Source organism: Streptomyces agglomeratus, from assembly GCF_001746415.1.
GTDB classification, from domain to species: domain Bacteria; phylum Actinomycetota; class Actinomycetes; order Streptomycetales; family Streptomycetaceae; genus Streptomyces; species Streptomyces agglomeratus.
On sequence record NZ_MEHJ01000001.1, the window covers coordinates 6,054,371 to 6,073,824 of the forward strand.

18 protein-coding genes are annotated in these 19,454 nt (G+C 72.6%); 6 read left to right on the forward strand and 12 right to left on the reverse strand.

Annotated features, from left to right (window positions below; genetic code table 11):
• The first annotated feature begins 57 nt into the window (after positions 1-57).
• From AS594_RS26395 to AS594_RS26405, 3 genes are all read left to right on the forward strand, one after another.
• On the forward strand, positions 58-1,587 hold the full coding sequence (locus tag AS594_RS26395; RefSeq protein ID WP_079144395.1) for an aldehyde dehydrogenase (NADP(+)): 1,530 nt from the start codon (positions 58-60) through the stop codon (positions 1,585-1,587).
• A 169-nt stretch (positions 1,588-1,756) separates the two neighbouring features.
• Positions 1,757-2,422 (forward strand): DsbA family oxidoreductase, encoded by a 666-nt coding sequence (locus tag AS594_RS26400; RefSeq protein WP_069929350.1) that lies wholly within the window; start codon positions 1,757-1,759, stop codon positions 2,420-2,422.
• Between the two features lie 84 nt (positions 2,423-2,506).
• Positions 2,507-3,568, forward strand: coding sequence for an aminotransferase class V-fold PLP-dependent enzyme (locus AS594_RS26405; RefSeq protein ID WP_069929351.1), 1,062 nt, complete (start codon positions 2,507-2,509; stop codon positions 3,566-3,568).
• A 103-nt stretch (positions 3,569-3,671) separates the two neighbouring features.
• Here AS594_RS26405 and AS594_RS26410 read toward each other — a convergent pair whose 3' ends face one another.
• Positions 3,672-4,175: a MarR family winged helix-turn-helix transcriptional regulator gene (locus AS594_RS26410; RefSeq protein WP_069929352.1), complete on the reverse strand. Its 504-nt coding sequence runs from the start codon at positions 4,173-4,175 to the stop codon at positions 3,672-3,674.
• A gap of 118 nt (positions 4,176-4,293) precedes the next feature.
• On the opposite strand from AS594_RS26410, the gene AS594_RS26415 reads away from it, so the two are divergent.
• Positions 4,294-5,364: an alkene reductase gene (locus AS594_RS26415; RefSeq protein ID WP_069929353.1), complete on the forward strand. Its 1,071-nt coding sequence runs from the start codon at positions 4,294-4,296 to the stop codon at positions 5,362-5,364.
• Positions 5,365-5,522: 158 nt separating this feature from the next.
• On the opposite strand, the gene thpD is transcribed toward AS594_RS26415, so the two are convergent.
• The 5 genes from thpD to AS594_RS26440 all read right to left on the reverse strand — a co-directional run bounded on the left by thpD (position 5,523) and on the right by AS594_RS26440 (position 10,184).
• Positions 5,523-6,437 carry an ectoine hydroxylase gene (thpD, locus tag AS594_RS26420; RefSeq protein ID WP_069929354.1) on the reverse strand — a complete coding sequence of 305 codons (915 nt, stop codon included), beginning with the start codon at positions 6,435-6,437 and terminating at the stop codon, positions 5,523-5,525.
• 3 nt (positions 6,438-6,440) lie between these two features.
• Positions 6,441-6,839 (reverse strand): ectoine synthase, encoded by a 399-nt coding sequence (locus AS594_RS26425; protein WP_069929355.1) that lies wholly within the window; start codon positions 6,837-6,839, stop codon positions 6,441-6,443.
• A gap of 53 nt (positions 6,840-6,892) precedes the next feature.
• Positions 6,893-8,161 (reverse strand): diaminobutyrate--2-oxoglutarate transaminase, encoded by a 1,269-nt coding sequence (gene ectB, locus AS594_RS26430; protein ID WP_069929356.1) that lies wholly within the window; start codon positions 8,159-8,161, stop codon positions 6,893-6,895.
• A 79-nt stretch (positions 8,162-8,240) separates the two neighbouring features.
• Complete coding sequence (gene ectA, locus AS594_RS26435; protein ID WP_079144394.1) at positions 8,241-8,774, reverse strand: diaminobutyrate acetyltransferase; 534 nt, start codon at positions 8,772-8,774, stop codon at positions 8,241-8,243.
• 300 nt (positions 8,775-9,074) lie between these two features.
• Positions 9,075-10,184, reverse strand: coding sequence for a pyridoxal-phosphate-dependent aminotransferase family protein (locus AS594_RS26440; protein ID WP_069930800.1), 1,110 nt, complete (start codon positions 10,182-10,184; stop codon positions 9,075-9,077).
• Positions 10,185-10,308: 124 nt separating this feature from the next.
• On the opposite strand from AS594_RS26440, the gene AS594_RS26445 reads away from it, so the two are divergent.
• Positions 10,309-11,409, forward strand: coding sequence for an amidohydrolase family protein (locus tag AS594_RS26445; RefSeq protein WP_069929358.1), 1,101 nt, complete (start codon positions 10,309-10,311; stop codon positions 11,407-11,409).
• 201 nt (positions 11,410-11,610) lie between these two features.
• The gene (locus tag AS594_RS26450) at positions 11,611-12,624 is read left to right on the forward strand and encodes an SCO1860 family LAETG-anchored protein (RefSeq protein ID WP_420877843.1); all 1,014 of its coding nucleotides are present in this window, start codon (positions 11,611-11,613) and stop codon (positions 12,622-12,624) included.
• 165 nt (positions 12,625-12,789) lie between these two features.
• Here the strand turns inward: AS594_RS26450 and cobC are convergent, their stop codons facing one another.
• The 6 genes from cobC to cobM are packed head-to-tail and all read right to left on the reverse strand — an operon-like array spanning position 12,790 to position 19,386.
• Complete coding sequence (gene cobC / locus AS594_RS26455; protein WP_069929359.1) at positions 12,790-13,866, reverse strand: Rv2231c family histidinol phosphate aminotransferase CobC; 1,077 nt, start codon at positions 13,864-13,866, stop codon at positions 12,790-12,792.
• Positions 13,850-14,755 (reverse strand): sirohydrochlorin chelatase, encoded by a 906-nt coding sequence (locus AS594_RS26460; protein ID WP_069929360.1) that lies wholly within the window; start codon positions 14,753-14,755, stop codon positions 13,850-13,852. The genes cobC and AS594_RS26460 overlap by 17 nt, the downstream gene beginning before the upstream one ends.
• A complete protein-coding gene (locus tag AS594_RS26465) occupies positions 14,752-15,354 on the reverse strand; it encodes a precorrin-8X methylmutase (RefSeq protein ID WP_069929361.1) in 603 nt (200 codons plus the stop codon). Before AS594_RS26465 ends, AS594_RS26460 begins: the two co-directional genes overlap by 4 nt.
• A complete protein-coding gene (gene cobJ, locus AS594_RS26470) occupies positions 15,354-17,273 on the reverse strand; it encodes a precorrin-3B C(17)-methyltransferase (protein WP_069935429.1) in 1,920 nt (639 codons plus the stop codon). The genes AS594_RS26465 and cobJ overlap by 1 nt, the downstream gene beginning before the upstream one ends.
• Complete coding sequence (locus tag AS594_RS26475) at positions 17,270-18,544, reverse strand: bifunctional cobalt-precorrin-7 (C(5))-methyltransferase/cobalt-precorrin-6B (C(15))-methyltransferase (RefSeq protein ID WP_069929363.1); 1,275 nt, start codon at positions 18,542-18,544, stop codon at positions 17,270-17,272. Before AS594_RS26475 ends, cobJ begins: the two co-directional genes overlap by 4 nt.
• Entirely contained in the window at positions 18,541-19,386 is an 846-nt protein-coding gene (gene cobM, locus AS594_RS26480) for a precorrin-4 C(11)-methyltransferase (RefSeq protein ID WP_069935430.1), read from the reverse strand. The genes AS594_RS26475 and cobM overlap by 4 nt, the downstream gene beginning before the upstream one ends.
• Positions 19,387-19,454 lie beyond the last annotated feature (68 nt).

Genomic DNA, 19,454 nt, shown 5'->3' on the forward strand with positions numbered 1-19,454 from the left:
GCATATTCAGTATCAGGAACTCTGTTCAGAATATCGAACAGCTGGAAGGACGCCACGGTGGAGGCAACACCAGTCTGGAGTGTCGACCCCCGAACGGGGAAGCCGCGCGAGCAGGTCGCGGTGGAGGCGACGGCAGAGGAGGTCGACCGCGCGGTACGGGCGGCGCACGCCGCTCGGCCCGCTCTGGCCGACCGTACGGTGCGGGCCGCCCTGCTCCGTACGGCGGCGGAACTGCTCGACGAGGCGGCGCCGCACGTCGTCGAGGCAGCCGACGCCGAGACCGCGCTCGGCCCGACGCGGCTCACCGGTGAACTCGCGCGCACCACGGCGCAGCTCAGGGCGTTCGCCGACGTCGTCGACGAGGGCGCCTTCCTGGACATCAGGATCGACCACGAGGACGCCACCAAAACCCCGCCCTGGCCCGACCTGCGCCGTTACAAGATCCCGTTGGGCGTCGTCGCCGTCTACGCCGCGAGCAACTTCCCGCTCGCCTTCTCGGTGCCCGGCGGCGACACGGCGAGCGCCCTCGCGGCGGGCTGCCCCGTCGTGGTCAAGGCGCACCCCGCCCACCCCGCCACCTCCGAACTCTGCGCGTCCGTACTGCGCAGGGCAGCGGCCCAAGTGGGCCTGCCCGAGGACGTGGTGGTCCTCGTGCACGGCTTCGACGCGGGCGTCGAACTGGTACGGCACCCGCTGATCGCGGCGGCCGGATTCACCGGTTCGGTGCGCGGCGGACGAGCGCTGTTCGACGCGGCGGCGGCCCGTCCCGCCCCCATCCCCTTCCACGGCGAACTCGGTTCCCTCAACCCGGTCGTGATCACGCGGGCCGCGGCGGAGGAACGCGCCGAACAGCTCGGGGCGGGGCTCGCGGGCTCGATGACGCTCGGGGAGGGGCAGTTCTGCACCAAGCCCGGCTTCGTGCTGGCCCCGGACGGCGCGGCCGGCGACCGGCTCGTGAAGTCCCTCACCGTCGCCATCAGCGACACCGACCCCGGCGTCATGCTGGACCGCAGGATGCGGGACGCGTTCGTGGAAGGCGTGCGGGAACGGGCCGGGCTCCCGGACACCGAAGCGCCGGTGACCCCGGGCGCGGGCGGCGAGCACACCGTGAGTGCGGGCTTCCTGACCGTACCGGCGCGGCTGCTGGCGACCGAGGGTGCGCACGACCTGCTCCTGGAGGAGTGCTTCGGGCCCGTCACGGTGGTGGCGCGCTACGAGGACCCGGCGGAGATCGGCGCCGTGCTGTCCCGGCTGCCGGGCAATCTCACCGCGACCCTCCAGCTCTCCACGGACGAGCTGGCGGGTGACGGCGCGACCGGGGCGGACCTTCTCGCGGAGCTGACTCCGCTGGCGGGACGCGTCCTGGTCAACGGGTGGCCTACGGGCGTGGCGGTCGCCCCCGCCCAGCACCACGGCGGACCCTACCCGGCGACGACGTCGACGTCCACGTCGGTCGGGGCGACGGCCGTCGAACGGTGGCTGCGGCCGGTCACGTACCAGTCGACGCCCGAGGCGCTGCTGCCGGCGGAGCTGCGGGACGACAACCCGCAAGGGCTGCCGCGACGGGTGGACGACCGGCGGGAGTAGGGCGGCCCGGGTGGCGGTGCGGCCTCACGGGGCGCTCCGCCACCCGAGCACACCGCCGGCACCGTCTGACCACCGCCGGGAATGAGCCCCGCCCGCCGTGTGTTGCCGGATGGAGCGGAGGGCGCCTCCGTGCGCCCGAGAACGCCTCTGACCTGGAGTGAAGAAAGACATGCGCGTCGAGATCTGGAGCGACATCGCCTGCCCCTGGTGCTACATCGGCAAGGCCCGCTTCGAGAAGGGGCTGGCCGCCTTCCCGCACCGTGCCGACGTCGAGGTGGTGCACCGCTCCTTCGAGCTCGACCCCACGAGCCCCAAGGGCGTCACCGAACCGGTGACCGGCATGCTGGCCAGGAAGTACGGGCGTACGCACGAGGAAGTGCTGGCCATGGAGCAGCAGGTCGCCTCCCACGCGCACGCCGAGGGGCTCGGCTTCCTGGCCGAGGGCCGTGACCACGGCAACACCTTCGACATCCACCGGCTGCTGCACCTCGCCGCGGCGCGCGGCCGTCAGGACGCGCTGCTGGACCTCGCCTTCCGCGCCAACTTCGCCGAGGAGCGCTCGGTCTTCGACCCGGCGGTGCTGCTGGAGCTGGCCGTGGAGGCCGGGCTCGACGCCGACGAGGCGCGCGCCGTGCTGGCCGACGGGAGCGCGTACGCCGACGAGGTGCGCGGTGACGAGCGCGAGGCCGCCGAGCTGGGGGCGGACAGTGTGCCGTTCTTCGTCTTCGACCGGCGTTACGGGATCTCCGGCGGGCAGCCCGCCGAGGTCTTCACGCAGGCGCTGGAGCAGGCGTGGGTGAGCCGCGCCGGCATCGGCAGCACCAGCGGCGCGTAAGGCGGCGACGTATAAGAGAAGCTTGGAGCTCTGCGCCAAAAATACGCAATGGACGGGGAGTTGGCGGCGTAGCAGAGTGGGGGCATGAAGCCTCTTACTCTCACCGAAGCCGTGAGCGCGGAGTTCGCGCCGGAGACGACATACCTCAACACCTCCAGCTGCGGGCTGCTGCCCCGCCGCGGCGTCGAGGCGGTCAAGCTCGCGGCCGAGCTGAACGCGACCGGCAGCCCGGACGGCGGCTCCAGCTTCGACGCGGTGGCCGCCGCGCGCGCCTCCTACGGGCGGCTCGTCGGCGTTACCGGCGACCGGGTCGCCGTCGGCAGCGCGGTGTCCGTCCATGTCGGGCTGATCGCCGCCTCGCTGCCGGCCGGAGCCGAAGTCCTCTGCGTGGAGGGCGACTTCGCCTCGGTGATCAACCCCTTCGCGGTGCGCGGGGACCTCAAGATGCGGTACGTGCCGCTGGAGGACCTGGCCGATTCGGTGCGCGCGGAGACCGCGCTGGTGTCGGTCTCCGCGGTGCAGTCCGCCGACGGCCGCCCGGCCGACCTGTCGGCCCTGCGGGCCGCTGCCGCCGCCCACGGCGCCCGTACGCTCGTCGACGCGACCCAGGCGGTGGGCTGGCTGCCCTTCGACGCGAGCGGCTTCGACTACACCGTCGCCGGCGCCTACAAGTACCTGATGGCCCCGCGCGGCGCGTCGTTCCTCACCGTGACCGAGGAGGCGCAGGAGGGTCTCACGCCACTGCACGCGGGGTGGATGGCGGGCGAGGACATATGGACCAGCACGTACGGCCCCGTGCGAGAACTCGCCCGCGGTGCGCGCCGGTTCGACGAGCCGCCGCCCTTCCTGCCGTACGTCGGCGCCGAGCAGTCGCTCGCGTTCCTCGACGAGGTCGGCGTGGAGAACGTGCGCGACCACAACCTCGCCCTCGCCGCGCGCTACCGCGAGGGGCTCGTGTCCCTCGGTCACACCCCGATTCCCGCCGACTCCGTGGTGGTCTCCACGCCGGGCCTCGCGCACCGGATCGACGCGCTGACGGCCGCGGACATCGTCGTCTCGGTCCGCGCGGGCAACCTGCGCGCGTCGTTCCACCTCTACAACACCACGGCCGACGTGGACCGGGTGCTGGACGTGCTGGCCGACTGAGTGCGGCCCCGGTCCGCTCCGGTCCGCTCCGGTCCGCTCCGGAGCGGCCCGGGCCGGGCCCGGGCCGGGCCCGGGCCGGGCCGGAGCGTCGCCGGTGCCCCGCCTACGCTCCGGCGTCGCACGCCCCGTCGGCCGCCGCCTCGCGCGCCTGCGGGCAGAGATTGCCCTCCACGCGACCCAGCAGCCTCAGCAGTTCCCCGCGCTCGTCCGCGTCGAGTCCGGCCAGAGTGATGTCCTCCAGCTGCCGCCACGCCTGCTCCACCTGCGTTTTCAGGGCGCAGCTCGTGCCCGTCGCCTCGACGAGCGCGGCCCGCCGGTCGGACGGGTCGGGGCAGCGGCGTACATGGCCCGACTGCTCCAGGCGCTGGAGCATCTTCGTCACCGTCGACGGGTCGAGTCCGACCGCCTTGATCAGTTCCGACTGGCGGACCGGTCCCGCGTCCCACAGGTGCATCATCACGATCTCCTGGCCCGGGTAGAGGCCGAGGTCGCGCAGCAGCCTGCCCGCCGCGATGCGGTGGAGCCGCGCCGTCTGGGAGATGGAGTGGCTGACCGGGGCGCCGCTCGCGGTGCTCGGCAGCCCGGGACAGGCGGGGTCGGCCTTCATAGGAACTCCTTGTCGGAACTGTCGGAGCCAACTTTACCTTGGTCGGCCAAGTAATGCGCTACAGTGGCTCTCGCCGGATTACTTGGCCGACCACATATCTCTTTCGGAGGCTTCTGCCATGACCACCGCATTCGATACGTTCGACCTCTCGGGCACCCCACTGGCCAACCGCGTCGTGATGGCTCCGATGACCCGCAGCCGCGCCGGCGAGGGCGGCGTACCCACCGAGCTCACGGCGGAGTACTACACCCAGCGTGCCTCCGCCGGCCTGATCGTCACCGAAGGCGTCCAGCCCTCCGTCGTCGGCCAGGGCTACCCGTTCACCCCCGGCCTGCACAGCGCGGAGCAGATCGCCGGCTGGCGCGAGGTCACCGACGCGGTGCACGCCGCGGGCGGCCGGATCTTCGCACAGCTCATGCACTCCGGCCGCATCGGCCACCCCTCGCTCCTGCCCGACGGGCTGGTCCCGGTCGCCCCGTCCGCCGTTCGTGCCGCCGGTCAGCTCTACACCGCCGAGGGCATGAAGGACTTCGTCACCCCGCGCGAGCTGACGGGCGACGAGGTCCGCGCGACCATCGCCGACTTCGCGGCGGCCGCCCGCAACGCCATCGACGCCGGCTTCGACGGGGTCGAGCTGCACGGCGCCAACGGCTATCTGATCCAGCAGTTCCTCTCCACCAGCACCAACCTGCGCACCGACGAGTGGGGCGGCTCCGTAGAGAACCGCGTCCGCTTCGCCACTGAGGTCACCAAGGCGGTCGCCGAAGCCGTCGGCGCCGACCGGACCGGCCTGCGGATCTCGCCCGCCAACCCGTACAACGACATGGCCGAGACCGACGCCGAGCTCGTCTACCCGGCGCTCGTCGAGGCGATAGCCCCGCTGGGCATCGCGTACCTGCACGCGGTCGAGGCCGGGCCGCAGGTGCGGGAGCTGACGCTGGAGCTGCGGGCGAAGTTCTCCGGCGCGTTCATCCTCAACCCGGCGACCGAGGGCCCCACGGACCACGGTTCGCTCGCGCTCGTCGAGGAGGGCGTCGCCGACCTCGTCGCCTTCGGAGCGCTCTTCCTCGCCAATCCGGACCTGCCGGCCCGGCTCAGGACCGAAGGCCCGTACAACACCCCGGACCCGGCGTCCTTCTTCGGCGGTGACCACAAGGGGTACACCGACTACCCGGCGCTGGCAGCCTGAGCGGAGCCCGAGCCCGGACCCGAGCCCGGACCCGAGCCCGGACCCGAGTCCGAGCCCGAGCCCTGAGCCCTGAGCCCAGAACGCGGGGCGGGCGTGACCGGTTCCACCGAACCTGTCCCGCCCGCCCCGCGTGACCGTCGTCCCTCACGGCCCCGGTCTCACCTCACCGGCGTGAAGTCCCTCGCGCCGATGAAGTCGGGCCGCGGCACGGGCGCCGCGAACGGCTCGACCGCCGTGTTCTCCACGCTGTTGAAGACGATGAAGACATTGCTGCGCGCGTACGGCGTGATGTTGTCGCCCGAGCCGTGCATCGCGTTGCAGTCGAACCAGGTCGCCGAGCCGGCCCTGCCCGTGAACAGCCTGATGCCGTGGCGGTCCGCCATGCGCGTCAGCACCTCGTCCGACGGGATGCCGGCGTCCTGCATCTGGAGCGAGCGCTTGTAGTTGTCCTTGGGCGTCTCACCGGCGCAGCCCAGGAACTCCTTGTGCGACCCCGGCATGATCATCAGGCCGCCGTTGGTGTCGTAGTTCTCGGTCAGCGCGATCGAGACGGACACGGTCCGCATGTTCGGCAGACCGTCCTCGGCGTGCCACGTCTCGAAGTCCGAGTGCCAGTAGAAGCCCGAAGCCCCGAAGCCGGGCTTGACGTTGATCCGCGACTGGTGGACGTACACGTCCGAGCCGAGGATCTGCCGGGCCCTGCCGACCACCCGCGGGTCGCGCACCAGCTGCGCGAACACCTCGCTAATGCGGTGCACCTCGAAGACCGACCGTACAGACTGGGACTTGGGCTCGATGATCGAGCGCTCGTCCGCCCGCACCCCCGGGTCGCCGATCAGCCGGTCCAGCTCCGCCCGGTAGAGCGACACCTCTTCCGGGGTGATGAGCTGGTCGATGGCGAGGAAACCGTCCCGCTCGAAGCCCGCGAGGTCGGCGGGCTCGATGGGCCCCGGCGCGCCTTGCGGCGACCAGACGACCGGGTCCTGGCGGGGGGTGATCACCTCGGCGGCGCCGCGCGTCGGGTAGAGGTCGGCGCGGGGGGTCTCGGTGCGTGCGGTCAGTACGTCGGTCATGATTCAGACCTCCTCGGTCAGCAGCGGGTAGACACCGTTCTCGTCATGGTCCTCCCGTCCGGTGACGGGAGGGTTGAAGACGCATACGCAGCGGAAGTCGGTCTTGGGGCGCATGGTGTGGCGCTCGTGGCCGTCCAGCAGGTACATCGTGCCCGGCGTGATCCAGTGGGTCTCGCCGGTCTCGTCGTTGGTCAGCTCGGCCTCGCCCTCCGTGCACAGGACGGCCTCGATGTGGTTCGCGTACCACATCGACGTCTCCGTACCCGCGTACAGCACGGTCTCGTGCAGCGAGAAGCCGACCTTCTCCTTGGCGAGCACGATGCGCTTGCTCTCCCAGGTCCCGGAGGCGGCCTTCACATGACGGTCGGTGCCCTCAATGTCCTTGAACGATCGGACTATCACGGTGCGTTGAGCCCTTCTCTGGTACTTCGTTACTTCGTTGCCGCGGAGAACCGTCAGGCGGTCTCGCGGACGGAGCGCGCCAGAATGCGCAGCCCCTGGTCCAGTTCGTCGGGGGAGATGGTGAGGGCCGGCAGCAGCTTCACGACCTCGCTCTGGGGACCCGAGGTCTCCAGCAGCATGCCGAGTTCGAAGGCGCGGCGGCAGACCGCCGTGGCGCGGTCCTTGTCGGCGAACTCCAGGCCCCAGACCAGGCCGCGGCCCCGGAAGCTGACGCCCGCCCCGGCGTTCTCGTCGGCGATGGCCAGCAGCGCCCGCTCGACCTGCTCGCCGCGGGCCAGCGTCTGCTTCTCCATCTGGCCGTCGGCCCAGTAGGTGTTGAGCGAGGCGGTGGCGGTGACGAAGGCCGGGTTGTTGCCGCGGAAGGTGCCGTTGTGCTCGCCCGGCTCCCACACGTCCAGCTCGGGCTTGAAGAGGCAGAGCGACATCGGCATGCCGTAGCCGCTGATGGACTTCGACAGGGTGACGATGTCCGGCGTGATGCCGGCTTCCTCGAAGGAGAAGAAGCCGCCGGTACGGCCGCAGCCCATCTGGATGTCGTCGACGATCAGCAGCATGTCCTGGCGGTGGCACAGGTCCTGGAGCGCGCGCAGCCACTCGGCGCGGGCGACGTTGATGCCGCCCTCGCCCTGTACGGTCTCGACGATCACGGCGGCGGGCTTGTTGAGGCCGGAGCCCTGGTCCTCGAGCAGCCGCTCGAACCACAGGAAGTCCTCGACGGTGCCGTCGAAGTAGTTGTCGAACGGCATCGGCGTGCCGTGCACCAGCGGGATACCGGCCCCGGCCCGCTTGAACGCGTTGCCGGTGACGGCGAGCGAGCCGAGCGACATGCCGTGGAAGGCGTTGGTGAAGGACACGACCGACTCGCGGCCCTTGACCTTGCGGGCCAGCTTCAGCGCGGCCTCGACGGCGTTGGTGCCGGTCGGGCCCGGGAACATCACCTTGTACGGCAGGTCGCGCGGTCGCAGGATGACGTTCTCGAACGTCTCCAGGAAGGCGCGCTTGGCGGTCGTCGCCATGTCCAGGCCGTGCGTGATGCCGTCGCGCTCGATGTAGTCGATCAGCGCCCGTTTCAGCACCGGGTTGTTGTGGCCGTAGTTCAGTGACCCGGCGCCGGCGAAGAAGTCGAGGTACGTGTGGCCGTCCTCGTCGTGCAGGTGGCTGCCCTGCGCGCGGTCGAACACGGCCGGCCAGCCGCGGCAGTAGCTGCGTACCTCGGATTCCAGGGTCTCGAAGACGCTCAGGGCGGGGGGAGTGATGGTCACGGCGGTCTCCTGGGAGAGAGGGTGGTGAAAGAACGAGGGGGGAGGGGGTGAGACGCCTGTCAGGGCGTACCGGCGCGTATCAGGGAGTGATCGGGCCGATGCGGTACAGCACCTCGGGCAGGTGGGTTCCCTCCGGGAACAGCCCGCCGTCGAAGAGCACTTCGCGCTCCAGGGACGCTCCCCGGCGCTCGGCGAACGAGGTGAACAGCCGGTTGGACGCGGTGTTGTCCGGGGTCACGGTCGTCTCGATCGTCTTCACCCCGAGGCGGGCGGCGACCTTCTCGGTCAGCGCCTCCAGGAGCGTGCCGGCCAGTCCGCGGCCGCGGTGGTCGTGGTCGACGGCGACCTGCCAGACGACGAGGGTCTCGGGGCGCTCGGGGCGTACGTAGCCCGTGATGAACGCGACCGGCTCGCCGCCGGGGCGGTCCCGGGCCACGACGGACGTCGCCGCGAAATCGCGGCACCACAGCAGGTAGCTGTACGAGGAGTTGAGGTCCAGGGCCTGGGAGTCGCGGGCAATGCGCCAGATCGCGGCTCCGTCCTCCACTCGCGGAGCTTCGATCTGCTGGAATTCGCTTCGGGCACTTGCAAGGTCTGCTGGTGCGGCGGTCATGCCGAGGAAATTTACCGAGCAAATTCAAAAAGCGCATCGTCGGAAGGGGTTGGGTGAGGGCTCTTTCTGTGTTATCGCGCGAGACCGCACTTAGCGCGAGCACACTGCAATTGCGGGCGATTTGACCGGAAATAACCGGGCAAATCTCTTTGAATGTGGGGTCAGTCACATGATCAAAACGCCCGCGAACCCTTGTTGAAACTCGGGCGTTTACGGTCGGGGAAAGCGGGCAGAAGAAAACGGGAAGCTGCACTGATAAAGCAGCTTCCCGTTATCCGGAGTTCATTGAATTCAAGGAATCTATTCGCTGGGCCAGGTTTCCGCCACGGCCTTGCGGGCAGCATCGAAGTCGACACCCTGCCCGCCGCATTCACTCAATGCCGCACCCAGTGCGGCGAGTGACGAATGGACCACACCCCGTGTGGCATCGATTCCGTAGTGATTGACCCGGATCATCTCCTTGGACAGTGCCCCGCCGCCCGCGATGAGCGGCAGCGACGGGTCGGCGCCCAGCGCCTTCGCGACGACCTCCGACGCGTCGACCCCGGCGGGCGTGCGCAGTGTCGTGGCGACCGGCGCCGCTTCCCGCGCCGTGCGGACGTACGGCTCCAGGCCCCCGCCCAGCGCGAGCGCGCCCGCGCGGGTGGCCGAGGCGGCGGCCAGGTGCCTGGCCTGCACCGCGCCGAGCCCCTCCGCCTCGATGCGCTCCAGGCACGCCTCCAGCGCCAGCATCTCCAGCTGCGCCGGTGCGTGCAGCAGCGCCTTGCGGCCGCCGTCGATCCACCGCTGCTTCCAGTCCAGGAGGGAGAGGTACGACCGGCGCGGAGCGGCGGGGTTCGCGGCGAACCGCTCCCACGCGCGCTCGCTCACCGACACCGCCGAGACCCCGGCCGGCCCGCCCATCGCCTTCTGCGCCCCGATCACGCACAGGTCCACGCCCCACGCGTCGGGAAGCATCGGCTCGGCGCCCACCGAAGCGACTGCGTCGAGCATGAAGAGGGCGCCGTGGGACCGTACGGCCTCACCGATCTCCGCGACCGGATTGGTGTTGCCGGTCGCTGCCTCCGCGTGCACCAGGGACACGAAGTCGATCTCCGGATGCTCGTCGAGCGCCCGCGCGATCTGCTCGGCGGTGACCGCCGTGTCGAACGGCACGGTCAGGTCGAAGACGGCCGCGCCGCAGTCGCGCAGCCAGTTGCCGAAGGTCTGCCCGTACGGTCCGGTCACCACGTTCAGCGCGGCCGAACCGGGGCGGGCGCCGCCGCGAATGCACCCTTCGAGGGGGAGCAGCGCCTCACCCTGCATGATCACCACGTCCTGCTCGGTGGAGAGCAGCGAGGCGACCCGGCGTTCGACGGCCGCGAAGTGCGCGGCGGTCAGCGGGGCCAGGTCCAGAAGCGGATGTGTCACGGCGGGGCTCTCTTCGGTCTTCGGATCGGTGCGTCGGGGGGAGGCGTACCTCACGTGTACGCCGGTGGATCAGTGGTCGGTCTTCCCCGGCCGAGCGTAACCGGCCCCTCGTAGAGTGCTGTGCATGAGTGATGGCATGGTGCTGCGGGTGAAGGGCCGGGTCCTCGCGGGGCCCGACGACGTACGGGACGAGCTGTGGGCCGTGGACGGCCGCGTCACGTACGAACGGCCCGCGGGTGTGCGTGACGCCGATGTCTCCGTCGTGCGGGGCTGGGCGCTGCCCGGTCTTGTCGACGCGCACTGCCACGTCGGGCTCGACCGGCACGGCCCGGTCGACGAGGCCACCAGCGAGAAGCAGGCGCTGACCGACCGGGACGCGGGCACGCTGCTGATCCGCGACGCCGGATCGCCGTCCGACACCCGCTGGATCGACGACCGCGAGGACCTCCCGAAGATCATCAGGGCGGGTCGGCACATCGCCCGTACCCGCCGCTACATCCGTCACTACGCGCACGAGATCGAGCCGGGCGACCTGGTGGCGTACGTCGCCCGGGAGGCGCGGCGCGGGGACGGCTGGGTCAAGCTCGTCGGCGACTGGCTCGACCGGGAGACCGGCGACCTGGGCGCCTGCTGGCCGCGCGGCGAGGTCGAGGCGGCCATCGCGGAGGCGCACCGGCTCGGCGCCCGGGTCACCGCGCACTGCTTCGCCGAGGAGTCGCTGCGCGACCTCGTGGAAGCGGGCATCGACTGCATCGAGCACGCCACGGGCCTGACGGAGGACACCGTGCCGCTCTTCGCGGAGCGCGGCGTCGCGATCGTCCCCACCCTCGTCAACATCGGGACGTTCCCGCACCTCGCCGACGGCGGCGAGGCCAAGTTCCCGCGCTGGGCAGGACACATGCGGGACCTGCACGCGCGCCGGTACGACACCGTCCGCGCCGCGTACGACGCGGGCATCCCGGTCTTCGTCGGCACGGACGCGGGCGGGTCCCTCGCCCACGGCCTGGTGGCGGACGAGGTCGCGGAGCTGGTGAAGGCGGGCATCCCCGCGATCGAGGCCCTGTCGGCCACCGCGTGGGGAGCACGGAAGTGGCTCGGGCGGCCGGTGCTGGAGGAGGGCGCGCCCGCCGACCTGGTGGTGTACGACGAGGACCCCCGGGCGGACGTGCGCGTACTCGCGGCACCGCGCCACATCGTGCTGAACGGCCGGATCGTCGCGGGCTGACCGACGGGAACGGACGTGCGCGCGTACGGCGTTCAATTCGAATGCGGGATCGGAAACCCCTCGATGGAGTGAAGTGACCCCAGGTAGCTGACCGTTCACTCCAAGTGCGTAAGTATTCCTGTGTCTCAGCCGCCCCGGCGCCCACGTGTCCCCGTGGAGTGCGCCGGGCGGCGCCGCGTCACTTGTGGGGGTTCCACCGCCTTGAACAGCACCTTCTTCAGCATGCCCGTACGCCGGTCCGCAGCCCGGTCCGTACGCCGGTCCGTGCGCCGGTCCGTAGCCTCCGCTGCCGCCTTCGCCCTGACCACGGGCCCCGCCAGCCTGCTCGTCGCCGCCCCGGCGGCGCACGCCACCGGCGGTGACGGCGGGGGCACCGCGAGCGCCGTCGTGCTCCGTACCGGGCTCGACGTCTCCCTGCTCAACAAGAGCGTCAACGTGCCGCTGACGGCCGCGCTCAACGAGGTCAAGGCGCCGGGGAACGCCGAGAAGACCGCCCTGACGGTCCAGTTGGACGGCGTGGAGCAGGGCAGGGCGGTGAGCGTGCTGCGCGCCGACGTGGCCACGGCGAAGGCGACGGCCGACGCGCACAAGGCCGAGGGGTACGTCAACCTGGCGCACGCCAGGGTGCACGTTCCGGGGCTGCCGCTGCTCTCGCTCATCGAGGTCGAGAAGGTCACCTCGAAGGCGCTGTGCGAGGCGGGCGGGCAGCCGGTGGCCGAGTCGAACGTGCTGGGCGCGGTGACGGTGCTCGGGAAGAAGGTCACGCTGTCGGCGGGCGGGCCGACACGGGTCGACGTGCCGGCGGTGGGCGTGGTGACGCTCGACCTGTCGAAGACGCACACGACGTCACGTACGGCGGCTGCCACCGCTCTCGAACTCAAGGTGTCGGTCAACCCGCTCAAGCTGAACGTCGCCGAGGTCGAGGGCACGGTCACGCTCGCGGGCGCCACCTGCCAGTCGCCGAAAGCGGCGGCAGTGAAGGAGGAGCCCAGGGACGAACCCAAGAGCGAGCCCGCGGCCCCTGCCGCCCCGTCCGCCCCCTCCGCCCCCTCCGCCCCGGACGTGAAGCCCCAGACGGCGACCGAGGCGAACCTCGCGGAGACGGGCGGAAGTTCGACCACCCCGTACCTGGCCGGCGGAGCGGCGCTGCTGCTGGCGGCGGGCGGCGGCGTACTGGCACTGGCGAGGAAGCGGCGCTCCCACGGCGGGGCCTGACACGGGGGAAGGGGCGAGCGGGGCCGGGTCCTGTGGACCTTTCCCTGCCCGCCCCTCCCCGAACCCGCCGTGCTGCCCCGGTCCTCCCCGGTCCTCCCCGGTCCTCGAACGCGGGACGGACCGAAAGTGACCGCAACCGGCACACCGGCGGTCAGGAGAAGCGCCTCAGCGCCCCACCAGCGTCAGAGCCTGGTCCAGGGCCTGGAGGAAGCGGCCCGTCGTCGCCCGGTCGCGTACGGCCAGGCGGAGCCACTCGGGGCCGAGTCCCGGGAAGGTGTCCCCGCGCCGCACCGCGAAGCCAAGGCTCCGCAGACGTACCCGTACCGCGTCGGCCCTGGCCATCCGTACCAGTACGAACGGGCCCTCGGCCGCCTCCACCGCCCGCACCTCCTCGAACTCCGCCAGCCCGGCCAGCAGGTGCGCCCGGTCGGCCGCCACCCGGTGCGCCGCCCGCGTCGCCTCCGCGAGCGCCGCCGGACCGACGCACGCCTGCGCGGCGGTCAGCGCCGGCGCCGACACCGGCCACAGCGGCTGAGCCCGTTCCAGCGCGCCGATCGTCCCCGGACCGGCCAGGGCGTACCCGATGCGCAGACCCGCCAGACCCCACGTCTTCGTCAGACTCCGCAGCACCACGAGCCCCGGCACGTCCGTACGCCCCGCCAGCGCCTGCGGCTCGCCCGGCACCGCGTCCATGAACGCCTCGTCGACCACCAGGGTCCGACCGGGGCGGGCGAGCCGGGTGATGGTGTCCGCAGGATGCAGGACCGACGTCGGGTTGGTCGGGTTGCCGATCACCACCAGATCCGCGTCCTCGGGTACGTCCGCCGGGTCGAGCCGGAAGCCGTCCTCCTCGCGCAGCAGGACGCGCCCGACCTCGTGCCCCGCGTCCCGCAGCGCCGCTTCCGGCTCCGTGAACTGCGGGTGTACGACGACGGGCCGCCGCACCGGGAGCGCCCGCGCGAGCAGCACGAACGCCTCCGCCGCGCCCGCCGTCAGCAGCACCCGCTCCACCGGCAGCCCGTGCCGCTCCGCGACCGCCGCGCGCGCGGCCCGCCCGTCCGGGTAGGCCGCGAGTGTGTCGAGGGACGCGGCTATCCGGGCCTTCAGCCAGGCCGGGGGAGTGTCCGCCCGTACGTTGACCGCCAGATCGGTGAGATCGCCTTCCCGCACCTCGGCGTCGCCGTGATGCCGCAGATCATGAGCGGCGGCGCCGGCCGACGCCGCGTCAGTGGGCGTGGGCATGGCTGCCTGGGTGGTGGTGATGGTGGTGGCCGTCGTCGTCGGGGTGGAAGTGCGGCTGCTGCGGTGCCCCCACCTTGTCCTCGAAGCCGGGAAGCGCGATCCGGTAGACGCAGGTGTCGCAGTTCATGCGGATGTCGCCCTTCACGGCTTCGCGGTAGCGCTCCATCACGAGGTCCATCAACTCCTCGGTGGGGCCGATCACATCAGCCGAGACGACCCCCGTCGAGGGGTGCGCCTCTGCCCAGTCCCGCGTCTGCTGCCGCACCCGGTCCGGCAGGATCCCGGTGAAGAGGAAGTACGGCAGGACCACGATGTGCCTGGCCCCGAGCTTCGTGCAGCGGTCGAGCCCGCTCGGCACGTCGGGCGCGGCGAGCGAGACGAATGCGGTTTCCACACCCGCATACCCACGTCCCTCCCAGAACAGTCGTGCCGCCTTGTAGACCTCGGCGTTGGCGTCCGGATCGGTCGAGCCCCGGCCCACCAGCAGCACGGTCACCTCGGACCGGTCCAGGTCGCCGAGGACCTCGTCGACCCGCCGCTCCAGCACCGCCAGCAGACCCGGGTGCGGGCCGAGCGGACGGCCGTAGGTGTACGAGATGCCCGGGTGGCGCTCCTTCTCGCGGGACAGCGCGGCCGGTATGTCGCCCTTGGCGTGACCGGCGGACACCAGCATCAGGGGCACGGCCGCGAAGCGCGAGACGCCCCGCTCGACCAGGGAGGTCACCGCGTCGCCGAGCGGCGGCGGGGACAGCTCGATGAAGCCGCCGGCGACGGGCAGTTCGGGGTGACGCCGGCCCAGCTCCTCGACGAAGTCACGGAAGGCTCCGGCTCCGGCGTCGTCCCGGGTGCCGTGGCCGGCGATCAGCAGTGCGGGGGGCGCGGTGGTCACGCGTTCTCCTTGGTGAGGGGGGTGGGGGTGGTGACAGGGGTGTAGAGCAGGGCGTTCAGCGCGGCGGCCGCCACCGCCGAACCGCCCTTCTCCGACACGTTGCTGACGGCAGGCAGCCCGCTGTCGCGCAGCGCCGCCTTGGACTCGGCCGCACCGACGAAGCCCACGGGCAGGCCGATGACGAGCGCGGGTTCGGCGTTCAGGAGCAGCAGCTCCTCCAGTGCGGTGGGGGCGCACCCGATCACCCACAGGGCGCCGGGTCCGACCTGCTCGTACGCCAGCCGGACCGCGTGCGCGCTGCGGGTCAGACCGGGGCCTGCCACGGCCTCCTTCAGCCGGCACACCGTCTCGCGCCGGGTGATGCCCGCCGCGACCATCTCCACGTCCACGACGACCGGCGCCCCGGCGTGCAGCGCGGCGTGCGCGGTTTCGAGCGTGCGCTCGTCGCAGACCAGGTCGGTGGCGTACTCCAGGTCCGCCGCGGAGTGGATGACCCGCTCCACGACGGCCCGCGTCAGCGGCGCGAAGTGCGAGGTGTCGAGGCGGGAACGCAGGCGCCGGAAGGACTCCTGCTCGATGGGATGGACAAGCCTCTGCATCACGAACCCTCCGTCTGCCAGCGGTAGCCGCGCGGGGTCACCATGCGGCCGGCGATCTCGCGGGCGGCGGTGTTGCCGACGACCACGACGGTCATCATGTCGACGGTCGCCGGGTCGAGGGCGGCGATCGTGGTGAGGCGGCTTGTTCCGTCCGGTCGTGAGGCGTTGCGTACGACACCGACGGGCGTGGTGGGCTCGCGGTGCTCCGCCAGGATCGACAGCGCCTTCGGGAGCTGCCAGTCGCGGCCCCGGCTGCGGGGGTTGTAGAACGTCACGACGATGTCGGCCTCCGCCGCCGCCCGTACGCGCCGCTCGATGACCTCCCACGGCGTGTGCAGGTCGGAGAGGCTGATCGAGACGTGGTCGTGGCCGAGTGGCGCCCCCAGGATCGCGGCGGCCGCGAGCGCCGCCGTCACCCCCGGTACGCCGACGACGTCGATGTCGTCGCTCGCCTCGGCCAGCGCGGGCGACGCCATGGCGTACACCCCCGCGTCACCCGACCCGATCAGCGCGACCGCGTGCCCGGCGCGTGCCTCGGCGACGGCGGTACGGGCCCGCTCCTCCTCGGCGCCGAGCCCCGACTCCAGCACCCGGGTGCCCGGTCGCAGCAGGTCGCGGATCTGGTCGACGTACTGGTCGAGTCCGACGAGCACCGAGGCGCGCCGGATCTCGTCGCGGGCGCGCGGCGTCAGCAGATCACGTGCGCCCGGGCCGAGCCCGACGACCGCGAGACGGCCGCGCGGTTCCTTGCGGACGACGGCGCAGGTCGCCATCGCGGCGCGGCCCTCGGGGGCCGACTTCCGCTTCGGGACGAGGAGTTCACCGCCGCCCACGAGCGCGGCCGCCTCCGCGACGGAGGGTGTGCCGACGGCGGCGAGCGGAGCCCCCGAGGGGTTCGGCACGTCGATACGGGCCAGCTCCTCGGCGGCGTACGTCCGCAGCGGCACGCCCAGCCGGGCCGCCGCCTCGACGATCCCGGCCTCTTCGGCCTTGGCGTCGACGGTCGCCAGCGCGGCGACGGAAGGCACCGAGAGCCCCGCCTGCGCCAGCGTCTCCTCGATCAGCCCGGACACCTCGTCGGCGGGCGCGCCCTTGCTGGCGCCCACGCCGACGACGAGCGACGGCGGCCGCAGCACGACCTCGCGCTCCCCGAGCCCGAGCAGGCGGTCGCTGACGCGCACCACGGCGGGCGCGTCCGGCGACCGCTCCTGCGCCGCGTCGGCGACGGCCGCTTCGGCGACGACACCGGCCGCGACGGTCGCCGCCATGGCGCCGGGCAGCCCGCCCACCGGCACGGCGGCGATCGCGGCCGCCTCGGCCAGGCTCACGGCGGGCTCCGCGGGCTCCGCGCCGGCGGCGCGGTCGTGCTCCGGCGCCGAGCCGGTGCCCGCGCCGGGCGCCACGCGTGTCGCCCCGCCCGCCGGGGTCACGTTCCCCGGCAGCGGCGGCAGCGGCCACACCGCGTCCGCGTCCAGCGTGACCGGGGCGCCGTCCAGGATCGCGCGGGTCACCGCCGCCGTCGCGCCCTCGACTGGCCAGCCCAGGGTGTCCAGTCCGGGTATGTCCGTGGCGTCCGTGGCCGTCGTGATCACCGGGGCGCAGCCCAGGACGCCCGACACCGCGAGCGCCAGCTCGTTCGCGCCGCCGCCGTGGCCGCCGACGAGCGACACCGCGTGGCGCTGCGCCTCGTCGACGCACACCACACCCGGGTCGGACCCCTTGTCCGAGAGGAGAGGGGCGACGAGCCGTACGACCGCGCCCGTGGCGAGGAAGCACACCAGCTGGTCGCATTCCGCGAAGGCGCGCCCGACCGCCTCCCGCACCGGGCCGTCGTACACCCGCGTACGACCGGGCCAGGCCGCGGCCAGCCGGTCGCGGGCCGCGGCGCCTGCCGCCGTGGCGGAGATGAGGCCGATCACTGAACTGCTCCTTCACTTGCCGGTTCCGCGGGGCGGTGGCCCCACAGCAGAAAGACAGGGTTGGCGGCCGCGAGCCGGGTCACGTCCCCGGGCAGCGGCGCGAGGCGCGACGACTGGAGCAGTACGCCCTCGGGCTCGAACCCGGCGGACGCCAGGGCCGCCCGTACCGCCGGCACCCGGTCGAGCGCCGCCAGCGCGACCACGACGGTGCGCCGCGCGCGGCGCGCGCACGCCGCCACGATGGCGGGCAGCTCACGCCCGCCGCCGCCGACGAACACCGCGTCGGGCTCGGGCAGTTGGGACAGCACCGTCGGCGCCGCGCCGTGCACGGTCTGTACGTCCACGCCGTGGGCGGCGGCATTGGCCCGGACACGTTCCACGCCGTCGCAGGTCTTCTCCACCGCGATCGCCGCCGCTCCCAGCCGCGCGCATTCCACGGCCATGGACCCCGAACCCGCCCCGATGTCCCACACCAGGTCGCCCAGGCGCGGGCCGAGCCGGGCGAGCGCCAGTGCCCGTACCTCGAACTTCGTGATCATCGAGTCGCGGTGCTCGAACGCGGCCTCGGGCAGCGCCCACTGGGCGGGACCGATGCCCCGCCCGGCGACCGTCCGCTGCGCCGGCGCGAGTGCCCGTGACTCGTCCAGGCACACGACGACGCTGACCGTCGCCGGCCAGTCGCGCGCCGCCGCCTCGCAGGGGGAGAGGCGCTCGACGCTCTCGCCCCCGTCGGCGTCGCCGAGCGCGGACGCCACGACGAGGGTGCGCGCGATGCCGGTACGGGCGAGCGCGGCGCCCAGTTCGGCGGGTCCGGCGCCGGGCCCGGTCAGCACGGCCGTCTTCGGGTGCGCCCGGCACACGTTCACGGCGGTACGCAGCGCACGCCCGTGCGCGCTCACCACCACCGCGTCGTCCCACGGCAGCCCGAGCCGCGCGAAGGCGACCGCAACCGAGGGCGCGCCCGGCCGTACGTCCAGGGCGTGCGCACCGAACCGCTCCGCCAGAGCCCGCACGATCCCGAAGAACCCCGGATCGCCCGAGGCCAGCACCACGACCCCGCCCCCGCCGCCGTCCGCCTCCTTGGCGAGGTGCTCCGCCACCGCGTCCAGCGCGGGCGCGAGCGGCCCCAGCACCACCCGGGCCGTGCCGTCGGGCAGCCCGGCGGCGTCCAGGTGGCGCCGCCCGCCGACAACGAGCCCGGCGGCGTCGAGCGCCGTACGGGCGCCGGGGGAGAGCGGAGCGCCCGTGCCCGTACCGAAAACAGTGATCATGAGCCGGACTTCCCGGCCCCCGGCTCCGCCGTCACCTCGACGCCCGCCCCCGCGGACTTGCGCGCCTCGCGCAGCGCCGCCCGCGCGGTGCGGTCGGCCCGCCGGAAGCCGTGGAAGTGGCCCGGGTGGTAGAGGTGCGAGCGCGTACCGGAGGCCGAGAGCGCGGGGCCGACCAGGAAGAGCGTGTGCTTCCAGAGCTTGTGCTCCTTCACGGTCTCCTCCAGCGTGGCGACGGTGCAGCGCAGCACCAACTCCTCGGGCCAGGTGACCTGGTACGCGATGACGACCGGCGTGTCCGTCCGGTACCCGCCCTCCAGCAGCTCCGCCGTGAGCTGGCCGGACCTGGCGGCCGACAGGAAGATCGCCATCGTCGTGCCGTGCCGCGCGAACTCCCGTACCTCCTCGCCGGGCGGCATCGGCGTCTTGCCGCCGCCGAGCCGGGTGAGGATCACGGACTGGGCGACCTCCGGAATCGTGAGCTCGCGCTGCGCGATCGCGGCGACCGCCGAGAACGACGAGACGCCCGGCACGATCTCGACGTCCAGGCCGAGTTCGTCGCACCGGTCGACCTGCTCCTGCGTGCCGCCCCACAGCGCCGGGTCGCCGGAGTGCACGCGCGCCACCTTCAACCCGTCCCGCAGCGCCCGCTCGTACACCGCCACCACGTCCTCCAGGGACATCGCGGCGGAGTCCAGGATCTCGGCGCCCTCGCGCGCGTGCTCCAGGATCTCGGCCTGTACGAGGCTCGCCGCCCAGATCACGACATCGGCGTCGGAAATGGCACGCGCGGCACGGAACGTCAGCAGGTCGGCGGCGCCGGGGCCGGCGCCCACGAAGGTCACCTTGCCGGTGGGGCATCGGCCATCAGGGGGTTCCTCTCGGGATTCAGGGGTGAAGCGGGTGTGAACTC